Source organism: Parabacteroides caeci (assembly GCF_023656795.1).
In the GTDB taxonomy this organism is placed as follows: domain Bacteria; phylum Bacteroidota; class Bacteroidia; order Bacteroidales; family Tannerellaceae; genus Parabacteroides; species Parabacteroides segnis.
Genome location: NZ_JAMOKT010000005.1, coordinates 122,857 through 145,924, shown reverse-complemented (window position 1 = coordinate 145,924; position 23,068 = coordinate 122,857). Strand labels below are relative to the sequence as shown.

The 23,068-nt window shown below is 42.4% G+C and carries 12 protein-coding genes; all 12 read right to left on the bottom strand.

The features are described from left to right. Positions 1-682 precede the first annotated feature (682 nt). Entirely contained in the window at positions 683-3,013 is a 2,331-nt protein-coding gene (locus tag NBH15_RS04240) for a hypothetical protein (protein ID WP_250822070.1), read from the bottom strand. 34 nt (positions 3,014-3,047) lie between these two features. After that, positions 3,048-5,021, bottom strand: coding sequence for an FAD-dependent oxidoreductase (locus NBH15_RS04235; RefSeq protein ID WP_250822069.1), 1,974 nt, complete (start codon positions 5,019-5,021; stop codon positions 3,048-3,050). A gap of 6 nt (positions 5,022-5,027) precedes the next feature. Beyond that, positions 5,028-6,473 carry a RagB/SusD family nutrient uptake outer membrane protein gene (locus NBH15_RS04230; RefSeq protein WP_186959933.1) on the bottom strand — a complete coding sequence of 482 codons (1,446 nt, stop codon included), beginning with the start codon at positions 6,471-6,473 and terminating at the stop codon, positions 5,028-5,030. A gap of 26 nt (positions 6,474-6,499) precedes the next feature. Beyond that, positions 6,500-9,886 (bottom strand): SusC/RagA family TonB-linked outer membrane protein, encoded by a 3,387-nt coding sequence (locus NBH15_RS04225; protein WP_250822068.1) that lies wholly within the window; start codon positions 9,884-9,886, stop codon positions 6,500-6,502. Between the two features lie 35 nt (positions 9,887-9,921). Then, complete coding sequence (locus NBH15_RS04220; protein WP_128133272.1) at positions 9,922-10,845, bottom strand: FecR family protein; 924 nt, start codon at positions 10,843-10,845, stop codon at positions 9,922-9,924. Positions 10,846-11,037: 192 nt separating this feature from the next. Next, on the bottom strand, positions 11,038-11,610 hold the full coding sequence (locus tag NBH15_RS04215) for an RNA polymerase sigma-70 factor (RefSeq protein WP_128133271.1): 573 nt from the start codon (positions 11,608-11,610) through the stop codon (positions 11,038-11,040). A 189-nt stretch (positions 11,611-11,799) separates the two neighbouring features. Continuing rightward, positions 11,800-14,169: an ABC transporter permease gene (locus tag NBH15_RS04210; RefSeq protein WP_250822067.1), complete on the bottom strand. Its 2,370-nt coding sequence runs from the start codon at positions 14,167-14,169 to the stop codon at positions 11,800-11,802. A 33-nt stretch (positions 14,170-14,202) separates the two neighbouring features. Next, on the bottom strand, positions 14,203-15,363 hold the full coding sequence (locus NBH15_RS04205) for a DUF4934 domain-containing protein (RefSeq protein ID WP_250822066.1): 1,161 nt from the start codon (positions 15,361-15,363) through the stop codon (positions 14,203-14,205). A 41-nt stretch (positions 15,364-15,404) separates the two neighbouring features. After that, positions 15,405-17,798: an ABC transporter permease gene (locus tag NBH15_RS04200; RefSeq protein WP_250822065.1), complete on the bottom strand. Its 2,394-nt coding sequence runs from the start codon at positions 17,796-17,798 to the stop codon at positions 15,405-15,407. Positions 17,799-17,820: 22 nt separating this feature from the next. Then, positions 17,821-20,226, bottom strand: a complete 2,406-nt coding sequence (locus NBH15_RS04195; RefSeq protein ID WP_250822064.1) for an ABC transporter permease — start codon at positions 20,224-20,226, stop codon at positions 17,821-17,823. Between the two features lie 22 nt (positions 20,227-20,248). Beyond that, positions 20,249-21,499 carry an efflux RND transporter periplasmic adaptor subunit gene (locus NBH15_RS04190; RefSeq protein ID WP_250822063.1) on the bottom strand — a complete coding sequence of 417 codons (1,251 nt, stop codon included), beginning with the start codon at positions 21,497-21,499 and terminating at the stop codon, positions 20,249-20,251. Between the two features lie 4 nt (positions 21,500-21,503). Next, on the bottom strand, positions 21,504-22,982 hold the full coding sequence (locus NBH15_RS04185) for a TolC family protein (RefSeq protein ID WP_244050289.1): 1,479 nt from the start codon (positions 22,980-22,982) through the stop codon (positions 21,504-21,506). Positions 22,983-23,068: the final 86 nt, after the last annotated feature.

Sequence of the window (23,068 nt, the reverse complement as noted above, 5' to 3'; positions counted from 1 at the left end):
TTTTTTCCTTCATTCCTTCATGTCTGTATTTATATATTTGTAAATCAGCTAATAGAAGATGAAGGCGATGAAGACAATGAGGGTTGCCACATGATGAATTTCATATTTTATCGTCACGCAGCGAACGACGTGCGGATATAAGTTACCCCCAAAATCCATCCAATGTACCTGGTGGCATAGTGGTATAAAAGGTATATCCTATCTACTTACTGGTAGATATCTAAGAAGTAACAGATATACTTCTATACCCAAAGTCCCGTATTCTTTCTTGTTTGTCAGCTGTCAAACGCTTGTTCAGTATCTGTCGTACGCTTATTTGACAGCTGTCAAACAAGCGTATGACAGATGCAAATAAAGAAAAGAGTTCCGACTAAAGATTTAAATATTAGTAGGATACATGCTTGCGGCATACTACTTGCCCTCTTGTAGATAGGCAGATAAATCCCCTTTACCCATATTTGCGATGGGAAATTTGAATTATGGTAAGATATTGGATGCTAATCTTCATTGCCTTCATTTGTAATAAGCTTTTTATTAGTATTATACCATGTGAGATGAAGGAATGAAGGAAAAATATTAGAAAACTTTTATTAGGAGTGGTACTCATGACGGAAGAACTGAACCACCCTGGTATCCTCATAGGCAGCTATTTATTTCCCGTTAAATAAATAGCTGCCAAAGACTATCTTAACATGATCTTTTGAGTTCCGCTTAACCCATACTGGTCTGTAAAGCGTACTATAACAGTACCTTTATTATTCGTATGAATTGTATTTACATTAGAGGCAGATCGGATAAGCCTGCCATCCATCGTAAATAGATCTACTTTTCTGACTGTCTCAGAGAAAATAAGATTGTTGGAAACTAAATCGAAATAGACAGAAGTTTCCGGCTGTTTAGCTATTCTGTCATTGCCGGTTGCTTTCAGTGAGTTTAATTTCCATGCAGCAAAACCGTTATTTGCTGAAAGGACGTATAGGATAGGAGAATTATCTGCAGCTATTCCGATCTCTATATCTCCGGCTATGCTTGGTTTATTTCCTAAAACGGGAGAAGAAGCCCATAATGTTTTTGTATCTGGTTTACCTGGCTCCAATGTGTAAACATCTACTTTGTTTTCATTTAAAACGGCCAGATAGTCCAATCCATCCTGAGTGAGAATATACCGGATAGCTGTACCTTCCAATGTGGATTGCGATTCACTTATTTGTTTCCCGTCACAATACAGGAACTTTCCTCCGTTTGCGTTCCAGTAAAACGATTTATCAGGTTTCACGGCCAGATGCCCTTTGCCGGATGAAGGGATTGTAAATTCTTCCTCCGTGTAAAAGCCATCCCATTTATTGGGAGCACCCATGCCAAACGTATAGACATAGTTTTCCGTTTCTGATTCAGTTGTTGCATATATTTTGGCTGTACCTTGATTCACACTGCCTGAGGCAAAGATGTTTCCTCCTAAAAATGCGGGACATTCAGAATCATAGGAAAAAGTAATGTCATTGAGACTTCCCTGATGTGTATTGTCCGGGAATGAAAAAGCATTCATGGTTTCTGTCTCTTCTACGACAAAAGTGGTCATTAGTATTCCATCTTCTGTAACAGTAGCATCATGCATTTCCCTACCCCAGATGCCGCTTATTGAAAGTTCCCCTTTTATGTGCCCTTTTTCGGCATCATATATGAATATATTTTTCCGGTATTCTCCGCTTGGTCCCCAGGTGTCTTCCCAATCTTTAGGCTGGTCCGGGTCGATATAAAGATTCTTGACAATATAAATGCACATCTCTCCGCCCACTGTTCCATAAGCCATTCCTGTTGTTTTATCCTGGTCGGATTCAAGGTCTGAATAGAAACCGGGAAGATTGTTCCCTTCTATTGAATTTTCCCATAACAGAGTAAAATGATCGTTCGAGCGATTGGCTGGTGCGTCGTATAATCCCGTTACTTTAAATGCGGCAAAACCGTTGTTTGAAGATAAGCAATAAATATACAAGTCATTCTCTTTCCATTTGAAATCGATATCCCCCATGTTCCCGCTCAGATCACCTAAAGTAGGGCATTGGGCAACACAATTGAATGAATGTAAATTCCCCGGAAGCATGGAATAGATTTTAGTCACGATGCCATTGCCCGGAAAAATACCTGAGGCATTGCTATAGGAGTTTAAGAGGTAATAATACCGTCCGTTATGAGGATTTGTTCCTATATATCGGATTGTCTGGGAAAGGGTTAACTCCGGAGTCATGTTCTGTGTATTGCCGGCATAAGAGCCATCGGGTGTAAGCATATGCAATGCTTTGTGGCTCCCTTTTACTAAAATGCTGCCATCCGGGTTGACAGTGCAGTTGTAAAGTGTGTTATTGTCGGGAACTTGTCCGAAGTCGGTTGCTGAAGTAGAAATTGATCCGTCTTTCCCCAAAGCGAAATGACGGATATATACCGGTTTGTCCGGATTGGGATTTCCCAGGCCTTCTGTTGATCCGGCTATCCAGAGTTTGGCAGTCCCGTCAGCGATATTCCCGGCAATACTTAGTTTTTCCACACGTATGTCGGTCGTTTCAGGAAGCGAAGTAATAACAGGTGTTGCATTGAGTCCGTCCCACATACAGAAATCAAGGCTGTTTCCGATAACCGACAGACTTACGGTATATATTTTCCCCTCTGCGATTTCAATATCGGCAATCTTATGGATGGAACCTAATGTGGAGGAATTAACCGGGTCCATATTCAGCCTGCCTGCCCAGTCACCTGTTCCGGCATCATAATAATTGATAGCATTGCCGTCGGTATTGCTGCCTGTCGTTATAAAGACATACTCTTTGTCTCCGAATTTCCCATAAGCCAGCCCTCTGTTGAGGTTTTCCCCTAAGCCGTCAACTCCTGAAAAGTCTTTTGCCTTGTCTAACGTGTTTTGAACATGGGATATCTGCCAGATACTGGTGATATCAACAGTCGCATACGATGCGCTCCCCAAAAGGAGCGTTGCCATAATAAAAGTAATTTTCTTATTCATAAACGATAATAATTAGGTAAAATATGAAAGTATTTCAATAATCAGGAATCAGTAGAAGGGCATCGGCAAAGAATGGTCCGACCGATCGCTCTCCTACTAATTTTAGTTGAGTTTCAGAATCTTTATCCAGCCAGTAAGAACCCAAGAGAGCCCAGTCCCCTGCTTTCTCCGTTGGATTGACAGTTGCTGTATATATATTCCGGTTAGCCGTTATCTCAAAGGAAATACAGGAACTCATCTCTTCCGGACTCATGGGCGTACAGTAATAATAAACAGAATAATTCCCAGACTCCCTGATCACAGGAAAAAAGGAAAAGAAGCAATCGTTCGGGGCGGCCCATGAAAACATAAAGCTGTTTTTATAATGATCGCCAAAACGTTTGAACCAATTATCCGAGTATTTTATTTTATCGATATCTGTATCGTCTACGAGTATGTCTGGTTTTGAGCCATCCAGATAAGGGTCTTCCCTTAACTTTTCTCTCAGTTCTTTTGAACTTACTTTTTGTATGGCGCAACCTGTCTCTGCGGCGATGGATGCAGCCATGCCTGCAACTTGTCCGAGCATCATAAACACTGGTTCCATTCTTATGGAGCCATACGCTATATGTGATGCCGAAAGACAGACGGAAACCAGTAAATTCTGACATTCATTATACCGTGGAAAGAGGCTACGGTATGAAATAGGGTAGGGAGGGAAGCCATGGTATTGCACGTCTCCTTCATTCTTTACCATTCCGTTCACGACTATTCTCCGGCAGTTATGAGAATCCATACCATAGGCAGCCAGTGCTATGCCGTCTTCTACAATTTCATTTCCCTGGCAATTATGTTGTGTCATTACATATTCACCTTTCAGCCTCCGGCCTTCCCTGATATATAGTTGGGGTGGAAAATTGTCATTGGCTGTGAATTCATCTTTTGCCCATCCCCATTCAGAGGCTTCTTTCCGTAATTTGGCCGGTACTTTTTCTTCATTTGCCAGGAAATATAATAATCCTTTGATGTAAAGTTCGTGTTCATAGGCTATCTTTTTACGTTCTTCCGGACTGCCTTCTATATAAGAGTGATTCATGCCGATCAGGTCCGTAGAAAAAGGACCGTTGTTATTTATGTCGTATTTCTTATCCGGCATGTCCCGGTTGATCGAAAGTATCTCTCCCAATTTATATTCCTTTTTCTCCAGCATACGAAGGAGTAATTCATATTGATCCGGGTTATACGTTTCCGGTTTTTCAAAAGGACGCCGGAGTTGTTGGTCATTTGTCAGGCACAGCCGGTAATTGTATGCCTGTACACTACTGTCTCCTGTCCCTTTGGAGGCTAAAGGATGATCGCTGATTCCCCAGCACAATCCGGAAGGAGGATTTCCTTTCTCTTTATATGGATCGATACTGTCGGGAAACTGGTGCTTGTCAAATAACTGAACCCCGTTTAATGTTTCGTTGTATATTGAATTATCCTCTCTGCCGACGGTATATGAAATACCTGCCGCAGCCATAAGATCTCCTTCATAAGAACAATCGATGAATTGCTTTGCTCTGATGGTGATGAATTCGGTAGTGCCTTCTTCTCCTATCCGTTGTAAACGGACGTATCTTATCCGTTTACCTGATTTCACAGCCGATATAAGCCGGTGGTTCTTTAAAACAGGAAATTCAGAACTGTCGATGTATTCGTCGAGTACCTTTTGAGCGACACTAGGCGGGAAAGACCATTGTTCGAATTTCTTATAATGTTGCCCTATTTTCCTGTAAAATAAGCGGGACAGACCTGTAATGGCATATTTATTGCCGATGTCCGTATAACCCAGTCCACCCGTAGTCATACCTCCCAGATGATCGGATGGCTCAATCAACAGTGCTGATTTTCCCATCTTTTCAACTGAATAGGCTGCTATGACGCCGGATGCGGTTCCTCCATATATACAGACATCCACTTCTGTTTGTTTATCCTGACAGGAAAAACAGGAAACCAGAAATAATATGGATACAATATAGTGTTTCATCGTATTTCAATATCCTGGATTTTGTTTTAATATCCCTTTATATTCAATGATATATTGGGTTGGTATCGGGAACAGTATCTGTTCCGGGCGTAAAACGCTGTTGGGCATCTTGCTGGCTACTTCATAAAATTTGCCGTGACGGACCAGATCCTGATAGCGGTGTCCTTCCAGATAAAATTCATGTGCACGCTCCATAAGTACTGCATCTCTGAATTCCTGCTGTGAAAGTCCGTTGGGTAAATTGGCCAGTCCCGTCCGTGGGCGTACTTTATTAAAATAGGCCCTTGCTTTATTGGTTGGCCCGTTCAGTTCGTTTTCTGCTTCAGCCATGGAAAGCCATACGTCTGCATATCGTTGACGCACAATGATATGGTTTGAGTTATGTCCGACCATTGCTGGATCTTCATCATATTTCATCGCAATAGCACCGATCATATTACTCCGGTTATATTGTTTCCCGTCTGTTCCAATATAAGATTGGGGTAATCCTGAAAGGCGACTGTCTGCCGGATCAAATGTGTCTATGAAAGACCATCTTACATAATACACCCCCCATTTTGTCCCTTTCCAGGGATAAGATGAAGGAAGGGATATGGCATGCCAGGTGTTGCCGTTATTAGGGATACTCTGTTTACGCGGCACTCCGTAAATAACTTCCTTGTTCCGTTGATTATTAATGCTGAAAATACTTAAATAGTCATCTTGCAGTTCATAATAGTTCAGGTCGATGATCTCCTGCCCATACTTTGACACCTTTTCCCAGTCTTTTTCGATCATATAAAGCTGCATCAGGATCATATAAGCTATTCCTTTGTTCATGCGGCCGTATTCTTCCTCGGGTGATTGATCTTTCGGATGTTTCAAATAAGGTAATGCCTGGTTTATCTCCTCCTGGATAATTTTGATGTATTCTTCTTTGGAGGGACGGGGAGTATATTCCACGATATTAGGATTCAATACCAATTCATCCGGAACGATAGGGACCGTACCGAAATAAATATAAAAATGGTGTAGGAGATAGGCGCGTATCACTCTTGCTTCCGCAATATAGAGGTTCTTGACATCTTCGGAGATATTGTCGAGAGCCTGTAAACGGAGAACAAACGCGCGGCAAGTCGTGACTTCTTTGACTTTGGAAAATTTGTCAAGCAAGTCCATTTCAGGCCGTGCGAAATTATCCGGGGTATAGCGGTGCTCCATGAACCAATCCCATCCGTTGTTTCCTCCCAGAATGTCGGCAGCCATGTCACTGATCAGAAACGCACCTAATTGATTCCCATTAATCCAGCCGCCATGGGGACCTTGCATGATTTCGTAAAGGGATGCCAGTGCCGCTTTACAATCATTCTCATTTTTAAAGAAATTCGATTCTTCCAGCTTTGAATATTCTTCCATCTCCAGTGTACAACTGAAACAGAAGAGGGATAATACTAACAGATAAATATTTTTCATATATAATAGATTTAATAGATGTAAAATCAATAACTGAATTGAAACCCTACGGAATAAGTCCGTTGATTGGGATAGGATGCTGCCCGGCTATCCGATTCAGGATCTAATCCTTTATAAGGTGTGATCAGGATCGGATTCTGTAAAGAGGCAAAAAACCTTAAACTTCCTTTCCGGAGGGGCAGCCTGTATCCGAAGTCGATGTTGCTAACCCTGATGAACCAAGCCTTCTGCAGGTAGTAATCGCCAATGCCATATCCGCTGAACCTCTGTAAAGAGGAAGGAAGAGTTCCTTGCCTGTTATCGCTGTTCCAACGGTCTTTTACATCGACCATCTGATTCAAACCTTGTTCCAAGTTGGTGACATCTGTCAGCAATGAATAAGTCGCATTGGTCATCCATCGGTTGAAAACGCCGTACATACTGATATTCATATCCAGGCTTTTGTATCTGAATGTGTTTGTCAAGCCTAATGTGAAAGGGGTATTGACTCCAATGCGTACCTTATCAGCGTTATCCAGAATACCGTCAGGCTTGCCGAGACGTTTGGGAATTCCGTTATCATCGAGCACCAGGTTACCGTTTTCATCTTTCAGGTAGCCATCGATGTCTTTGAATTTAATTGTTCCGGGAATAGCCCCGGTAGTATAAGGAAGAGTTTCCCCTTCCTGCACCAGTCCGTCGGATTGATGATACCATAATTCTCCGAAATATGCTTTTTCCGAATCATATATATCCGGCCGCCAGCTATCATCTCTTTTAAGCCATCTGTCCCGGTAGTAGGTGTAGGTCAAGTTGGTTTCCCATGAGAAGTTTTTACTTCGTATATTCTGGCTGTTCAATGTAAATTCAAATCCGTAGGTTTGTTTTTTTTGATCGAGATTAGCGGTGATACCGGTAGCTTCGCCTGTCGACAGAAGTGGTTTCCATCCTAAGATATCGGAGACTACCCGGTTGTAATAATCAAACGTACCCGACAATCTTCCCTGCCATAAGTCAAAGTCCAGTCCGAGATTGAAATCTGTTTGTGTCTCCCATTTTAAATCAGGATTCCCCAATCCGCCTAATTTGATGGAAGAAACGATCTGCTCTCCCCAGACAATAAGGTCACCGGGAATATAATAGTTTGAAAAGGCTGTTCCGATATTGTCATTTCCGGTTTGTCCATATCCGATACGCAGTTTCATTTGGTTAATAACGGAGCGCGTATCATCCATGAATTTTTCTTTTGCGATATCCCACCCGAGTGAGACGCCGGGAAAATATCCCCATTGGTGGTTTTTTGCGAAATTAGAGGAACCATCTACACGCAAATTGGCTGTCAGGAAATATTTTTCATCATATGAATAATTGACTCGTCCGATATAAGCCAATGCTTCCGATTTGCTTCCGTATGAACCTATATTCGGCCGGTCGGTAGCTAACCCCAGATAGTTCCATGAGAAGTTATCAGAAGGGAAATTCCATCCGGTTGCACGGGTGCCCTGCCGGTTAGTCTGGATATACTCGGTTACAAACATGGCAGTGAGGTGATGTTTATCCACAAATGATTTGTGATAATTTGCTGTAAATTGGAACTGATAATCATTCTTTTCTCCGACAGCCTTGTCTGCACGGCCACGGGTCTTTTCCCCTACGATTGTTGTAGTGGGAATATATGAAAATCCCTGGCTTATGTATATATCCGTGCCTCCTCTGATTTTCAGGTCGAGTCCCGTGAGCAAATTATATGAGAAGTAGATATTCCCTATTATACGGTCATTCTTGGTTTTATTCGACATTTCAAGTATTGAAACTGGATTCGATAGAAAAGAAGCATATTGGTTGATCGTGTAGGTACCATTGTTGTCTTTGACCTCAAGGTTAGGAGGAAACTGATAGGCTGTCCGCAACAGATCGGATGCTTCGGCAAATCCGTCCTGCAGAGGTACATTATCCATATTGGTGCGGTTGGCATGGAGGGTTATTCCCAGGGTCGCTTTATTACCAAACTTCTGGTCGATATTAATCTGGGCAGTGAACTTCTTATAATTATTGTTTTTTATCACTCCTTCCTGATTAAAATAGCCGAATGAGGCATAATACTTTGAAGACTGGCTTCCTCCCTGTATGTTTGCCCCGTAATTTTGAATCATGCCGACCCGGGATATTTCTTTAAACCAGTCAGTTCCTTGCCGTCCTTTCCATGTGTCAAAATCGTCCGCAAGATACCGGTCCCTGTATTCCGGCAATCCCGCATCGCCCCACTGCCTGTTGCCGTAAGGGGCTATTTGGTTGTCGTACATGAAGCGTTCTTTTATTGCACGGTTCGTTTCAGACATAAAATCGGACGCATTCAATAAATCCGGAGTGTTGTAAGCATGTGACCATCCTATATTTGCCACTCCTTCTACACGCGGCTCGATGCTTGTTCCCCGTTTGGTGGTTATGAGGATAACACCTCCTGCCGCTTTAGATCCGTAGATGGAAGTGGCAGAGGCATCTTTCAGTATATCGATACTCAATATATCATTCGGGTTGATTGAGGCAAGTGCGGCATCTGTGTCTCCTGTGCTGTATTCTCCGGTGGATACATTCGAAAAGGAAGAAGTGATCGGGAATCCGTCGACGATAATCAACGGCTGACGGTTAGAGGCTCCTCCCCTGATCTGAAGATTCACCCTTCCTCCCGGTTGGGCGGAGGCCAATGTTGTGGTTAACCCCGCTGCTTTTCCTCCGAGAAATTGGGTGACGGTTGCTCCTCCTATAGGTGGTATGGTGTTCATTTTTACACTGGTATGGGAACCTGTGATTTCTTTTCTTTTCAATGTCCCGTATCCGATAACGACAACTTCCTCCAGTGTTTTCTGATCTTCCTTAAGAACGACTTTGATGTTTGTCTTATTCCGGACAGGGATCTCTTGGGAGATGTATCCCAAGTAAGATACAACTAAAACTGCATCAGGCCGGGTATTCAGTATGAATTCGCCATTCGCATTGGTTATCACTCCTTGTGTAGAACATTTAACAGATACACTGGCTCCTATCAGAAGTTCTCCGGTCTCATCCGTTACAACTCCTGAAACCAATATTGTCTGTTTTTCTTCCAGGTGTTTCCGGGTGTTGAGAATGATATTTTTATTCTCAACCAGGTAATGGATGGGGGTATTTACAAGTGCGGAATGCAACAGGCTTTTTACATCGCCGGTTTTTAAAGGGACGGACGATAGCATCATTTTTATATCTATCTCTGTCTCATTATAAACAAATAAATAATCGGATTGTCTTTCAATCTGCTGAATCAGTTCGCCTAAAGTTATTTTACTTTTGGGCAATTGGATAGGTTGTGCACAGATGTTGGTGTGGATAAAAAGGAACGTCACTGCCAACAAATGGAAAAACAAACTAAAAGTGTTACAACGGGTTGATTTTTTCATCTTGTATTTTCTTTTTATGGTTTTTATTATCATTGTCAATAGATTATGTATGTGTGGGTGTCTTCTTCTTTCGTGAAAGAGAACTGATAGTTTTTCTGCAATGTCAGGAGTATATGTTCGATGCCATCCTTATTCCTGAATTTGCCGGTACACATTTGTGCTCCTATCTGCGGATTTTTCAATTCTATACTGACTTCATGTAATAGGGACAGATGGGCAAAAACATCTGATAACGGCTGGTTTTTGAAAGAATAGATACCGACCTTCCATAAGAAATTTTCATCCGGATCAATGGAAGAACGGATAAGGGTTCCATTGGACAGCCGTACTTTCTCGTTGGGTTGAAGACGCATATCTACTGTCTGGCTTTTATCCTGAAGACTGACAGCTCCTTCTATTAAGGAACATTCAAATAATCCGGACTTCTGATAAGAGAACACATTGAAGGAGGTACCCAATACCGTAATATCATACATTTCTGTTTGAACGATAAAAGGATTCTTTTTATCGGGAGTAACCTCGAAATAAGCCTCTCCGTCTAATTCCACTATCCGGGTATTTTCTTTTTTATTGTTCTGAAATGACAGTATCGAATTAGAGTTCAGCCAGACTTTAGTCCCGTCCGATAAAACCAGTTCCAGCCGTTGTCCCTGCGGACAGGTAACGGTCTTTACTGCCATTTGCGATTCTTTATCCGATACCAGGAGGTAACTTAATCCCAAACTTAATAAGACCAGAAATACTGCGGCTACTCTCCATAATACATTAACCGTTGAATGTCTCTTGATTTTCTTATCAGGAATGTATTCCGTATTCCAAATGGAGATGTCATGAAGTTTTCTAAGTTCCAGAAACTCCTTTTTATTCTTCTCTTCTTTCTCTATCCACGCCATGACGTCTTCTCTTTCACGGGTGGATATTGTTCCTTTAAGATATTTCTCAATCGTTTTTTGATCCATCTTTGTAGCTTTTATATAATTAATACGGATGAAATGAGCCTATCCCTAAAAGGGTGTATATAATTTCTCCCTTATTATTTGAAATAATCAGGGGCGTTTGGATGTAAATCCTTTAAACTTAAAGGGTGATTTATTCTTGGGGGGGCGGTTTTTCAGAAATAAAATAGGATATATGTTGTTTCCCTGTAAATATTAAGCATACAAGAATAGTATTACAGGTAAATAATCTTTCAGTTTTTTTCTCAGTAAAGACAATGATTTCGTTATATGGTATTCTACGGACTTTATACTTATTCCCAATTCGCCGGCTATTTCGTTAGCCGATTTATTATCAATGCGGCTGAGTTTAAATATTAGTCGTGTCTGTTCCGGTAATTGTTTCAGTGTATTATCTACTATCTTTTGGATATCAGATATAAATAGTTCCTGAGGTACTGTCGATTCGAGTAATGAAATCCGGAAGACCAGTTCGCGTTGTGAGATTTCCGTTAATTCTTCATGTGTTTTTGTGTTGACTTGTATCTTTCTTAAATGATCCAGACATTTGTTCCGGATAATAGTTAAAAGGAAAGCTTTACGTTGGACTGTGGTGTATGATTCATCCCAGTTTTCCCACAGCTTTATGAGTGCTTCGGATGCAATATCCTCTGACAAATGTTGGTCATGTAAATAGGATTGTGCATATACAAAGCTGCGGTGAAAATAATCAGGGTAATTTTCACTAAAAGTGATTGTTTTGGAAAGGGTCTCTTTGTGTAATTCCATTCTCCTTATAACTCTTTATGTACAAATTTAGCATTTTGGACTAAATAAAAAAAGTTATCTTTACTTTTAACTAAATTGGTCTGAAGTAAAGAAATGTCCGGATTTCTTTTGCTTTATATAAATACGAATTAGAAGGAGTGTACCCTAATTGAACGGGTGTTTTTTGTATAGCCGGTCTGTTTTAACCGGCTATTCCGTCTTGATCGCTTTTGCCGGGTTTGTCCGTGCCGCTTTTCGGATTTGCCAGATCAGGGTGAGCAGGGAAATACCTGCGGTGATCAGGAAAGCAATAGCGAAAATCCACCAGGATAACGGAGCTTTATTGGCAAAGTTTTCCAGATATTTCGTGATTGCCAGCCAGGAAAGAGGAGTGGCTATCAGGAAAGAGAATACGAGTAGCTTGTAATATTTCCGCAATAACAAATTCATGATGGCTCCTGTCGTTGCCCCGTTCACTTTGCGGATCGCTATCTCTTTGTAACGCTGTTGAATGTCGAAAAGGGAAAGGCTGAATAATCCCATAGAAGAGATCAAGATGGAGACGAGGGTAAAAACGGAATAGATCCGGGCAACCAACCGGTCCTTTTCGTACATGGCACTGATCTCGTCTTCTACAAAAGTGTATTCAAATTCTCCTCCGATAGTCTTGTCATGGAGTTCTTTCAGAAGTTTGATCGCTTCCGGCCGGCGTCCGGGGACAATGGATGCCATGAGTTTCCCCGGATAGTATAGTTCATTCTGCACATCTTTGAAAGTCATGATGACGGGAAGATTACGCTGGGAGAGATGCACTACCTGAAATTCGGGAGTAAAACCTTTTACCAGAAGCGAACTGATGCCATTATACGAATCTTTTTCCAGTTCCGTAGGAGGGATTCCTCTTTTACTGAATAATTTTTTGGCCGTTTCATTCATCAGGATTTCTTTTTCGCTCTTCGGAAAGCCGTCTGCGGAAACTGGTATTTGGTATAAATCAAAGAAACTTTTATATAGTTTGACATGAAGTACCTCCTGCCATTCTCCTCCGGGGATGCGCATACTGACCTTATCGTAGTTATCAGTTGGTAATTCATACGGACTTTCTCCATAGGAGAACGACTGGAACAGAGGGGATGCTTTGAGTGTTTCCTGTATGGCGGAGGAAACGCTTTCAGTCTGTTTCTGTTCTTCTTCACCATAGAACATCTTTGAAGAAGGACGTATAAACCAGGCTTTTATAATGTCTTTAGTCCGGTATCCCAGGTCTGCATGCAACATGAAGTGCAGTTGCTTCATAAAGAAGATGGATGATATGATCAGGCAACAAGTGATAACATACTGCACGACCAGAAACAACGAACGGGTAGCCATCTTGTTTTTTCCGGGGGTGACTCCCTGAAGTGAACGGATGGTTTGCCGGAAGCTATAGTTGAAAAATGGATATAACGTAATAATCAGTGGAAGTCCCAGCAAAAGAATAACGGTTAATATCATATTGAAAGAAGAGCCGACGGTGGCAGTGATACCTAACTGGTTTTCTTGTATCGGCAGGGTGATTTCGATAATCATCCAACTGAGAAAAAGGGAGATAGTTGTCAGTACCAGATTCTCTGCGTATAGCTGGATGAATAATTGTGCGGGTCTTGCCCCGAATACCTTTTTCATTCCCAGTTCCCGGCCTCGTTTAATGATAACGACCGAATTGATATGGATAAAGTTGAACAGTCCGATCAATAAAAGCAGGATCGCAACGAAGGAAAGGATTTTCAGGCTGTCCGGGTTTCCCTGGCGGAACGTATTTACTCCTTTGTCGACAGCTTTGTCCATGTATAGTTTATCCAGTGGGATGACCCGGAAAGAGAACGTTTTTTGGGCGGCTTTATGGTTTTCTGCTTTGAGTTTTTCGTTAATGCGATCCGCATCGATACCGGGATAGGCTAAAGCAACACTAAAGTAATTAACCGGCGGCCAACGCCATTGCAGTTCTTTAGATATCAACAGGTCGAAGGTTAAAGAACTGGGTGTCTCCGTTTCTCCGATAATTCCCTGGATAGTCAGTATATTTCCGTTATAGTCGACGTTCTTACCGATCGGATTTTCTTTACCGAACAGTTTCCGGGCGAATCGGTTTGTGATAACGGCTCCTTTAGGGTCGGCCAACAGTTGTGCACGGTTCCCTTCTACCAGCGGAAAATCCAGTATCTGAAGGAAAGCAGTGTCTGTAGCCAATACATGTGCTTTGAATTTGTTCTCATCTACCTGTATTTCGACATTACTGAGGGAGACAAAGGAGGTTTTTTTCTCTATTTCCGGTATATCCAGGGGATTGATATAGTTCTTTTTCAGGACCACATTATCTGTTGTAAATAAAAGAGGTATCCGTTCACCGCTTTCCCACTGACGTGCACTCAGATATATCCGCTCATGGTTGGTATTGAAATGGTCTGTTGTCGCCTCACTATAGACATACCGGCTGATAATGATCACACAGGCCAGGCTTAATGCCAAGCCAAGGACATTAATAACGGTGTATAAACGGAAACGCATCAGTGAGCGTATGGCTAGTAGGATGATTTTCATAGGAATATATTAATCAATAGTTACGTATTCTTATTATTTGAATTTAATAATCCTTACTACCGGATTATCATCTTCGTTAAGTGTCTTTATAAACTTTTCAACATTGCCTTTCAATTGCTTTTTCTTATATGCGTTTATTATTGACGATGGCTGAATCAAGTTGGCAATCCTATTCTTGGCTATGGCAGGAGAATTTCCTGGATTCCAATTAGTGCCATACTCTGCATCATAAAATGATATCCTGGTTACTTCCCCTGTTTCAAATTCATACATAAAAGACGGAATCTTACCTCCTCCCGAATTGAAATTTAATGATATTTCATCGACAATCATAAATTTTTCGGTTGTTAAAGAAGTAACCCATACTTTTCTTGGATCCTCAGAAACATGAACCGAAGGCTTACGAGTCAATATGGGAATTAACTTCCTGCCTGGAGTTAACTGATAGAGTGTATCAGACGATATATCAGCAAGCATAATATCTTGACCATAATACATACTTTCAGTATAAAACATATAAACAAAACTCCAACTATTTTTATCTATTTTAGCAAGACGAATTGAATATCTTTTAGGGAAATGAATATTCAAAACAGAAATCAAGCTACCATCCTTTTTTGACACAAGCCGGTAAGGATATTCTTTTGTATTACCTTCAAGGCCTGGATCTACAATCACGTCGTCATATACAAGCAGTGCTTCATCATCAACATTAAAAACTTTTGAATAATTATCAACCGTATTTATTTTCAAAGTTCGTTTGTATTCTCCTTTCAGCGAATAAACCAGAATGGATTGGTTACATACAAATATTTCTTCATTCTTTTCATCCAAAATTGTACCGGCGTCTCCAATCCATGCATATTCCCGGCCGCTTTGTCCTTTATGGTTGAAATGAGAATATATTTTACCGTTTCTATTGAAAACAAATATATTACCTCGCCAAGGTTCATGTATAAGAATATATTTGTCGGAAATACCAGAAAGCACAAGTCTATCTCCCAACAAAATATCATCAGTTGTCTCAAGCGGAATATATTCACTCTCAGCAATATCTTGAAGAAGTATCTCTTTCTTTGGATATTGTTTTGAAAAATCAATTATTGGCAAGTCCCCTTTTTTTGATTGGGAACTTACTGTCTGACTTCCGGTAAAGAAGAACAATATCAATAAGATAAGATTATTAATCTTCATAATATTTGATTTATCAGTTGGTTATATGATTATCCTTATTTTTATTCTGCTTTCATTGCTTTAGCCGGATCTGTTTCTGCCGCTTTCCGTATTTGCCAGATCAAGGTTGCCAGCGATATTCCGGCAGTTATGAGCAGGGCGACGGCGAATATCCACCAGGATACCGGCGCCTTATGGGCGAAGTCCTCCAGATACCGGTTGATAGCCAGCCAGGAGATTGGTGCGGCTATCAGGAAGGCTATTCCCAAAAGCATGTAGTATTTTTGTAAAAGCATCCGCATGACGACGATAGTGGTTGCCCCGTTTACTTTACGGATGGCTATTTCACGGTAACGCTGCTGTACGTCGAAGAGGGATAAGCTGAACAATCCGAGTGAAGAAATCAGGATGGCTATCAGGGCAAAGATCGAGTAGACCAACGTGATCTGCACATCATTCCGATAGAGTGCCTTATATTGATCTTCGATAAATGTATATTCAAAATTACCACCGATCAGTTCGTCATGAAGTTCTTTCAGGAATTGAATGGCTTCCCGGCGGCGTCCGGGGGCGATGGATGCAATCAAAGGTTCTTCATACCAACTGCTGCTGGGATGTATGATTATCGGGTTGTTTTGTAATTCCTGGTGGCAAAGGTTGAAATCTTTGAAAGTCCCTAATATGCGGTAAGGAGGATTGGCATCCATATCTCCGTCTAAATTGTACCATAAACGTCTTTCCGGTTGTATTTCAGTCGTATTGATATCGGTTATATCCAGTAACTCTTTTCCGGACTCACTAATATATAAGGTATAGTCCATAGATGGGGTTTCTTCGGACAGTTCCCCTTCTGTGAGTTTTATATCAAACAACTTCATCCATTCCGGGGAAACATATATTACCGAGAAGTCTTTGTATTCTCCTCCCAATCTTTTAAATTGGAAATCGTTCATGCCTTTTCCTACCGGACTGTCTCCATATGTCCAATGTTCAATAAGAGGGGAGGCGTTCAGTTTTTGTTTGAGCGCCTCTACTATCTTATTCGTTTTTTCACGTTCTTTTTCTGCGGCTTCCCGTGTGGGAAAACTATAAATCCGGTTATCTCTCACAAACTGGGCCTGAATGACATCTTTAGTTCGGATACTCGGATCGGTATTCAACATGAAGTGAAGTTGTTTGATAAAAAAGAGGGAACAGATAGTCAGCACAAAAGTAATAATGTATTGTGTGGTCAGAAATATTTTCCGTGAAACAACCGAGTTGCCATCCCGATTGATCGATCTTAATGAGGTTATGGGGGTAGAGTAATTATAGCGGATAAAAGGTATTAAAGAGGTGAGAAACGGGAGAATGAATAGGATACTGACCGATAGAATTATATCAAATAGTTTGTTGGCAACGGGAGTTATTTCCAACTGGTTGCGTACGATCGGATCACTTATTTCTACCAATACCCAACTGATGAACAGGGCGATACCTGCCATAAGAACATTTTCAAGGAAAAGTTGTCCGAATATCATTTTTGTCCCGGCTCCGAATACTTTTTTCATACCGAACTCCCGCCCTCTCCGTAAAATAACAACGGAATAGATGTTGACAAAATTGAATACGCCGACCAGTAGGATCATGGCAGCTACGAGCGACAAAATCCAGATATAAGTGAAGTTACCTGAGCGGAAAGATATCTTATAAATGTTTTTATTGAAATAGACTTCTGATAACGGGTAAAGTTGATGGCGGATACTGTATTTCCAGAGATCCATGCGCATGAACTTGTTATATTGGTTGTTTACTTGTTTATAATCAGTCTTGGGGTATAGTCGGACTAAATGAATACCCTTCCGGTTCCAGTGACGAGACAAACGGTCGGATATAACGAGGTCGAAGTGCAGGCTGCTTGCCGTAGTGGGTTCTCCGACAATACCGGCGATGGTCACTGTTTCCCCGATAGAGAGCTGTACTTGTTTTCCCAATGCATTTTTGTTTCCAAATAATTTCTGGGCGTATGATTGAGTGATAACAGCTTCATCTGGTTTGGAAAGTGTATTTGTTCCTGTCAGTAACGGGAATTGTACAATCTTAAAGCAGTTACTGTCTGCGATTAAAGTTTGACATGAATACTCTTTTTCCTTATACCAACAACTGACCTCATTATCCAGCCGGAGCAGAGTGGTACATTCTACAGCCGGATGTTCCAGTATGCTACTGAATGATTTCTCATTGTTCGGATTCATAACGGCAGAAAAAGAGATATCACCGGAACCTCTGTCTGTTTCTTCTGTCGTAGTATATAACCGTTCCAGATCCGGATAAAAATGATCTGTCCGTAATTCGCTGTAAACATACCGGCTGATGATAATCACGCACGCTAAGCTGAGTGCCAGACCTAATACATTGATGAGTGTATAGGTCCGGAAGCGCATTAAAGGGCGGATAGCCAGTAAAAGTATCTTCATTTTTTTAGTTTGTTATGTCTTTTTATTCTGCTTTCATTGCTTTAGCCGGATCTGTTTCTGCCGCTTTCCGTATTTGCCAGATCAAGGTTGCCAGCGATATTCCGGCAGTTATGAGCAGGGCGACGGCGAATATCCACCAGGATATAGGGGCTTTGTTGGCGAAGTTTTCCAGGTATTTGAAAATAGCCAGTAATGAAACCGGAAGAGAAATGACGAAAGCTAATCCCAATAGTTTGAAATATTTGCGTAGCATCATTTGCATGACTATACGGGTGGTTGCTCCGTTCACTTTGCGTATGGCAATCTCACGGTATCGCTGCTGAACATCAAATAGAGACAGACTGAATAACCCCAATGAAGAGATCAGAATGGCTATGACTGTAAATAAGGAATAGATGTAAGCCGCCTTTTTATCATCTTTGTAAAGAGCGCTGACTTCGTCTTCAACAAATGAATACTCGAATTCGCCGCCAACGGTATCGTTGTGGAGTTTCTTCAGAAAGGCGATCGCTTCCTGTTTCTTTCCAGGGACAATCGAGGCCATTAGCTTTTGGCTGTTGTAACTTCCGGAGTTGGAAATGACTAGCGGGGCGTTGGGCTTTGACAAGTGTGTGAACTTGAAATCCTTTACTACACCGATAACCTGATAGGGAGGATTGGTACTCATATCATTCCGGCTGGTTATCCATAAACGGCTCTCCGGCTGTAATAATGCTGTTTCTATATTGGTTATGCCAAACAGTTTTTGTGCCGTCTCGTTAATGATGAACTGGTAACCATATGTATTATCAATGGAGTCATTCCAGAACCGTCCTTCTTTTAACTGCAAACCATACATCTGTATATTTTCTGCGGACATGTACGCTGAGCAAACCTCTTTATATTCCCCTTCCGTAGTTTTCAGACGGATACCACTTTCCTGTATCGTGTGAGGGCTGTCTCCATATACCCATTGAAGGAAAAGGGGACTGGCATTCATTTTCTGCTTTATCTCACCATCCAGCCGGTTAATGTTGTTGAAATATTTTTGTCGGTCTTCATTGGGCATACTCCATACGTTGCTGGGGTGCTTGATGAACTGGGCTTTTATAATATCTTTGGTTTTATATCCCAAGTCTGCATTCAGCATAAAATGAAGCTGTTTCATAAAGAACTGGGAAACAATTATCAGGCAGCAGGTGATAATATACTGAAAAACGATGAAAACAGCACGTGAGACCACTGAATTACCGCTGGTATTTACAGAGCGAAGCGAAGTTATGGGCGGTGTGTAATTATATTTGATAAAAGGATACACGGAGGTTATGGCCGGTAACAGCAACAGGATACCTATTGAAAGCAAAAGATCGAATGTCAGATTATTTACCTGCGAGATACCCAGGGTCGATTCGATAGCTCCTCCGCTTATCTCGATTAATATCCAGGCAATAAAGAGGGCACAGCCTATCATTACAATGTTTTCACCGACGAGTTGAACCAGCATTTGGAAGGCTCTTGCTCCAAATACTTTTTTCATTCCCAATTCGCGTGCCCGTTTCAGCATCAGGACGGTGTAGATATTGATAAAATTGAAGATGCCGATAAGTAAAATTAAAAAAGCGACACCGGCGAGCACCAGGACATTGTTATAGTTTCCTCGCAGGTAAGTATCATCAAACATATTGACGGTCTTGTCGAAGTACGATTTGCCGAGGGGAAGCAGTTGGTTGGGGGTTTCCTTATTTCCTTCTTCCCGGCTACTGATAAATTCTTTATTCAGTTTATCGATATCAGTACCGGGAGCCAGTAATACGAGAGCGTGGAAAGCACGTCCCCATCTTTCTTGCAGTTGCAAGGAAACGAGCAGGTCAAACTGGATAGAACTTTTCTCGACAGGTTCGTCGAGAACCGTGGTGATCGTAATAGTTTTACCGTTGGAATGCTGTATGCTTTTTCCGACTATATCTTTGTCTGTGCCGAACAGTTTACGGGCAAAGTTCCGCGTAATAACAGCTCCTTGCGGGTCTTGCAGCGGGATTTGTTTATTGTCGGATACTACCGGATAATCCAGAATCTGCAAAAAGGTAGTATCGGCAACCAGGATACGTGCATTGTATTTTTTATCATTGACTGTTATATAGTCTTCTGTAAAAGAAGAGAACGGGGCCACTTTCTCGACAGATGGATTATTTATCAACCGGGCGTCTCCTATGCCTGTTTCGGGATTGAAATTGTAATAAAAACGAGGCCTTATTTCTTGTTCGAAATGTTGTGTGACCAGACATATACGATCCAGGTTTTTATTGAAATGGTCTACTGTCAATTCCCTGTACACGTGCCGTGATATGATCATGACACATGTCAGGCTCATTGCCAGTCCTAATATGTTGATGACTGTATAGAGCCGGAAACGTGAAAGAGACCGGATAGCAAGTAGTAATATTTTCATGGTAGTTCTTCTTCTGTCTTTTTTATTTCAAAATCAATTCTTCCGCGTCGCCAAAAGTACTGTATCCGGTGACAATAACCTTATCGCCTGCTTGCAATCCGCCGGTAATCTCATATTGCTGCGGGTTCTGTCGGCCGATGCTGATGTTTACTTTGCGTGCTTTTGTCCCGGCCTCGTTCAGCTTATAGATCCATTGGCCGCCGGTCGTCTGGAAGAAGTCGCCGCGTGGGATGACCAGCGCCTCTTCGGGTTGTCCCAGTTCGACCTGTACGCGGAAGCTCTTTCCGATGCGGACATTCTCGGGTGACTCTTCGGTAAAGACAAGATCCACGTCGAAGTTACGATCTTTTACTTCCGGTACGACCTTGGTGATGCGTAGCGGATATTTCTTTCCCTGCCAGGTGATGGTGGCGGGAAGGCCGGTTGTGATACGGTCGATATAGTATTCGCTGAGTGACGTATGTATTTTGAATTGATCCAGAACCTTGATCTCGGCGATGGCTTCGGTGCTTTGCACCTGCTGGCCCGGAGTTACCTTGACAAAACTGAGTTGTCCAGCCAATGGGGCGCGGACGATCAGGTTCTCCATGCGTTCCTGGGCACGGTCGTATTTCTTCCGTTCACGTTCCAGGTCATTCTTCATTAACTCACGACGGAGGATGGTGGCAGCGCTGTCATGGCGCAGACCTTCCAGTTGCAGGGCGGTACTTTGGGTTTTATATTCGAATTCGTCCCGCTGTACTTCCAGCTGCGCTTTACTTTTTACACCCATGCGGAACTCTTCTTCATCGAGGGCGAAGCTCTTTTTCAGGCGGTTGAGTTCATAGGTTGTCTGCAATGTTTGTTTTTGCAGGTCCAGGCTTTTCTGTTCCATTTCAATCTCTTTTTCCTGGAAGGAGATCAATTGTTTTTCCCATTCGTCGCGCTGGTCGTCGATGGTACGTATCAGGTCCGGATTGGTCAGGGAAAGGATGGTGTCTCCCTTCTCCATCATCGTACCTTCTTCAGCTACGATGCGTTCGACGCTACCGGCTTCGCGGGCGTTTATCTTAATGGTGAGGATGGGTTGAACCACGCCTTCCACATCCACATATTCCATGAATTTATCGGCCTGTGCTTCGCCAATGATGAGGTTGTCCGCTTCGGTGCGCAGTTTGCGTCCGCCTGATGCAACGATCGATACATACACCAGGAGGATGACAAAAGCGACACATCCGGCGATATGCCAGCGGTAACGGTAATATACGGGTTTCTTTTCAATAGGTTTGTCCATTATCTTATTTCATTAATTGTTCATAATCGAATGTCAGTTCACGGTTCCGTTCGAAGTCGTAGCCGGTCATGCTGCGCAGGCCGTAGTACAGGCTCCAATAATTATATAAGGCTGTTATATATTCTCTTCGTGCCCGGTCCTTTTCGCTGATGGAAGCATTGAGGTCGAGGATAGTCGATTTACCCAGCAGGTACAGTTTTTGGGCAACATCGTTCCTGCGTTGGGCGGTCTGGTCGGTTTTCTGTGCGATCATCACTTTATCAGCCTGTAGGTTGAACTGTTTGACCATTTTGATGACATTCAGTTCGAAGTCGTTGCGTGACTGCTCCACCTCGGTATATACTTTGTCGCGGTTGCTGAGGGCAACTTTTACCTTTCCTTTACCGACACCCCAGTCCAGGATCGGGATGCGTATGCCAAGGCTGACTAATTGTTGATCCAAAGGGTCCCGATAAGCCTCTTTCAGTTTTTCGTTTGTTTGCGTCAAGCCGAATTGCATATAGAGGTCGGCTTTGAAGCCGCGGGATGCTTTCGCCTGTGCTACGGCACTTTCGCTCTCCAACCGGCGGCGCTGGAGGTATTCCGGTTCCGGATTATTCTCGTAAGCCAGTTCGAGCGCTTGCTTTACTTCCACATTGAAACGGGGGATTTCTTCGTTTAAACTGGCAACCAGTTCCGACGCATTGGTGATACCCAGGTAGCTGCGCAATGATTGGATGCAGTCGTCTACTTCGATACGCGCGTTCATCATATTAGTCTGTTCGGTCAGGAGGTTCAGTTCCAGTTGTAGCATTTCATTTTCGGTGATCGTCCCGATATTGTACCGTCCCTGGGCATATTGATAGAGGGTGTCGGCATTTGCGTAATTATATTGTGCGATTTCCCAGTTGGTCTGTGCGGTGGCCAATTGGAAAAACTGTCGGGTTGCCTGTGCGGCGACCAGTTCGAGTGTTTCTGTCAGGTTCTTTTTTGATTCGGTATAACGGATAGGTTCGATTTTCCGATCCCATTTGAACTGGTTATATCCGAACAGGTTTTGTTCGTAGCCGAGCACGATGGGAGTGGTGTTATACGAACTTGTCTTTTCCGAAAACAGATCGAGTCTTTGCAAGGCCGTTTTCACGAAAAGGCTTCCTCCGGTGAATGGTATATTCTGATTGATCGTGAGTCCGGCATCCACCATCAACTGGTTGCGGTGTACGAAACTTTCGCCTCCGTCGGGCAAGGTCACCGAACTGATTGACCGGTTCAGTGAAGGGCTGGAGGTGAAGGTCAGACTGGGTAGCATGTTGGCACGATAGGAACGCCAGTTCCAGTAAGCCGCCCTGAAAGTGTGTCGGGCGGCGATGGCCTGTGGAGATTGTTCCTGGGCCATGCGTACGGTCTCAGATAAAGTGAGGCGTAACGTATCCTGCGAGTAAGCCGGGAAAGCGGCCAGTGCAGCAAGGATTATTGATAATATGTGACTTCTCGTATGTTTCATATATTATTAAAAACAAATAGTATGCCATGTTTTTAATGTCTTGAATATTAGATACTAAGTAGTATGTTCGTTTTTGTGGCCAGTGC

Excerpts from the sequence above, each read along its gene's own strand:
- NBH15_RS04240 (WP_250822070.1), bottom strand. The coding sequence starts at position 3,013 with ATGAATAAGAAAATTACTTTTATTATGGCAACGCTCCTTTTGGGGAGC.
- NBH15_RS04235 (WP_250822069.1), bottom strand. The coding sequence starts at position 5,021 with ATGAAACACTATATTGTATCCATATTATTTCTGGTTTCCTGTTTTTCC.
- NBH15_RS04230 (WP_186959933.1), bottom strand. The coding sequence starts at position 6,473 with ATGAAAAATATTTATCTGTTAGTATTATCCCTCTTCTGTTTCAGTTGT.
- NBH15_RS04225 (WP_250822068.1), bottom strand. The coding sequence starts at position 9,886 with ATGAAAAAATCAACCCGTTGTAACACTTTTAGTTTGTTTTTCCATTTG.
- NBH15_RS04220 (WP_128133272.1), bottom strand. The coding sequence starts at position 10,845 with ATGGATCAAAAAACGATTGAGAAATATCTTAAAGGAACAATATCCACC.
- NBH15_RS04215 (WP_128133271.1), bottom strand. The coding sequence starts at position 11,610 with ATGGAATTACACAAAGAGACCCTTTCCAAAACAATCACTTTTAGTGAA.
- NBH15_RS04210 (WP_250822067.1), bottom strand. The coding sequence starts at position 14,169 with ATGAAAATCATCCTACTAGCCATACGCTCACTGATGCGTTTCCGTTTA.
- NBH15_RS04205 (WP_250822066.1), bottom strand. The coding sequence starts at position 15,363 with ATGAAGATTAATAATCTTATCTTATTGATATTGTTCTTCTTTACCGGA.
- NBH15_RS04200 (WP_250822065.1), bottom strand. The coding sequence starts at position 17,798 with ATGAAGATACTTTTACTGGCTATCCGCCCTTTAATGCGCTTCCGGACC.
- NBH15_RS04195 (WP_250822064.1), bottom strand. The coding sequence starts at position 20,226 with ATGAAAATATTACTACTTGCTATCCGGTCTCTTTCACGTTTCCGGCTC.
- NBH15_RS04190 (WP_250822063.1), bottom strand. The coding sequence starts at position 21,499 with ATGGACAAACCTATTGAAAAGAAACCCGTATATTACCGTTACCGCTGG.
- NBH15_RS04185 (WP_244050289.1), bottom strand. The coding sequence starts at position 22,982 with ATGAAACATACGAGAAGTCACATATTATCAATAATCCTTGCTGCACTG.